Source organism: Faecalicatena contorta, from assembly GCF_021531995.1.
In the GTDB taxonomy this organism is placed as follows: Bacteria; Bacillota; Clostridia; order Lachnospirales; family Lachnospiraceae; genus Dorea_A; species Dorea_A contorta_A.
The window spans coordinates 1-2,491 of record NZ_JAFBIZ010000203.1; the positions used below are offsets into that span (position 1 = coordinate 1).

Here is a 2,491-nt window from a genome sequence, read left to right on the forward strand (position 1 = left end):
ATGAAAATGAATGCAACAGTTTACTGCTTTTTGGACTCTAATAAGTATAAAGACTGGCAGTGCAAAGTGAAATATCAGGACAGGCAATCCGGCAGGGAGGGAAGGGTATGAAATGTGATGCGAAGATATTTGCCAGGATGTATGAAGAAATCTATGCGGATCTGTATCGATACGCTCTGTGTATACTTAGAAATCAGCATGAGGCAGAGGATGCGGTCAGCGAAGCGGTGATATCGGCTTATGAAAACATCCAAAAGCTCAGGGAGCAGACGGCATTTAAAAGCTGGATGTATACGATCCTGACAAACATATGTAAAAAAAGATTGAAAAGAGCTGCGAAGGAATTACATAATGTGTGGGAAATACAAGAGAAGAATGAATTCTGTGAAGAACCGGATTACGGAAGAGATACAGAAGTCCGAAGGGCATTCTTTGTCCTGTCTGAAGAAGAACAGATGATCATAGGCATGTCGGTTTTTGGCGGATACAACAGTGCGGAGATCGGGAAGATATTGGGCATGAATCCCAATACTGTCCGGTCCAGAAGGAGCCGCGCTCTTCAGAAGATGAAATATGTTCTGGGTTAGGGGAAGGAGGCTGTGCCATGAATAAGAATGAACAGAATGTGATTGATCAAATACGAAAAGAAGCAGAAGAGATAGAAGTTCCTGATCATTTGAAGCCGGACCAGATCCGGGAACTTCTGGAACACAGAAAGCAGAAAAAACGATTTCCAATTTTCAGAATCGGGGTTCTTGCGGCAGCGTGTATTGTTGTGGTTTCTGGAATCCTGCTGTGGACAGACCAGCGTATGGGACAGAAGGACGGAGATACGGGGAAGAATGCAGGCAGTCAGATAAGTGAGAGTAAAGAACTTGCTATGGCTGAAAGTTATGATCAGATCTATCAATATGTAAAATCCTATCAGGATTCTATGATGACCAGAGAGGCGGTTACGTATGATCTGGGAAGTACAGAAGAGGCTTCGCTGGATTCAAGCGTTTCCGCGAACAGTTTCGGTATGAAGCAGGAGTATGGCGAATCGGGAGATTATTCGCAGACGAACGTCAGACAGGAAGGGGTCGATGAAGGCGATATAGTAAAAACAGACGGGACATATCTGTATGTTGTGGAAGAAAATGGATACGTGGCAGATATTATCTCAGCAAATGGCGGAGATATGGTGAAATGTGGAAGTGTTACGCTTGAAAAAGAATACACGATTCGGGAAATATATCTGGATACAGAACGAAAAAGAATGGTGCTGATCTCAGATCAGGGCTATATGACGGCAGACGGATGGACAGTGGAGACAGAGGCGTTGACTTATGATATCGCGGATGTGACAGAACCGAAAGAAATTGGCCGTATGTCTCAGAGTGGAAATTACAATACATCCAGAATGGCAAATGGGTATCTCTATCTGTTCAGCGAATATTATGTGAACGATCCGATCGTCAGAGAGGACCCATCAACATATGTTCCGTTGATTAATGATAAAGAGATGGAACAGGCAGATATCTGTCTTCCGCAGGTGTCGCAGGGCTGTATGTATGAAGTGATCACATCAATTAATATTGCGAATCCGGATGAAATCTGTGATAGTACAGCGATTTTCAGCAAAGGTGGGAAGACATACGTTAGCAATCAGAATATATATTATTATGAAACGCAATGGAAAGATTCCGACAGATCTACGACAACTGTTCGTAAGTTTGCATATCAGGACGGAGAACTGGAGGGGAAGGCACAGGGAAGCTTTGCCGGATATCTGAATGATACCTTTTCTATTGACGAGTATCAGGGAAAACTAAGAGTCGTAACGACGGATGGAGATACCAATGCGGTCTATGTGATGGATGAAAGCCTGGAGATTACAGGAGCGATAGAAGATCTGGCAAAAGATGAAAGGGTATATTCGGCCAGATTTATTGGAGATACCGGGTACTTTGTCACTTTCCGTGAGACGGACCCGCTTTTCAGTGTGGATCTGTCAGATCCGGATAACCCGAAGATTATCGGAGAACTTAAGATTCCTGGTTTCTCAGAGTACCTGCACTTCTATGGAAAGGACAGGCTGCTTGGAATCGGTATGGCTGCGGATGAAAATACAGGAGAAACGGAAGGGGTAAAGCTTACGATGTTTGATATCTCGGATCGGACAGATGTAAAAGAAGAAGCAACGTATGTGATAGAGGAGGTCTATGGAACAGATGTGGCGTATGATTATAAAGCAGTTCTGGCTGATCCACAGAAAAATCTGATTGGATTTGCAGCCTATGGAATCAGGGGGGAAGACTACTATCTTTTTACCTATGAAGAGGAGACAGGATTCGTCTGCAAACTACAGGAAGAAATCAACGGAAATTCTTCCGGAGGAACCAGAGGTCTGTATATAGGAGATACACTGTATGTAATACGGGGAAATATTATTGAAGCATACGATCTTGCAAATTCAAAAAAATCCGGGGATATTATATTGTAGAAATTG

At 43.3% G+C, this 2,491-nt stretch carries 2 protein-coding genes; both read left to right on the forward strand.

Translation table 11 applies throughout. From position 1 onward, the window contains the following. Nucleotides 1-107 precede the first annotated feature (107 nt). On the forward strand, nucleotides 108-587 hold the full coding sequence (locus JQM82_RS15145) for an RNA polymerase sigma factor (RefSeq protein WP_235251233.1): 480 nt from the start codon (nucleotides 108-110) through the stop codon (nucleotides 585-587). 17 nt (nucleotides 588-604) lie between these two features. Next, nucleotides 605-2,485 carry a beta-propeller domain-containing protein gene (locus JQM82_RS15150; RefSeq protein WP_235251234.1) on the forward strand — a complete coding sequence of 627 codons (1,881 nt, stop codon included), beginning with the start codon at nucleotides 605-607 and terminating at the stop codon, nucleotides 2,483-2,485. Nucleotides 2,486-2,491: the final 6 nt, after the last annotated feature.

Coding starts and splice junctions, on each gene's coding strand:
- JQM82_RS15145 (WP_235251233.1), top strand. CDS start 108: ATGAAATGTGATGCGAAGATATTTGCCAGGATGTATGAAGAAATCTAT.
- JQM82_RS15150 (WP_235251234.1), top strand. CDS start 605: ATGAATAAGAATGAACAGAATGTGATTGATCAAATACGAAAAGAAGCA.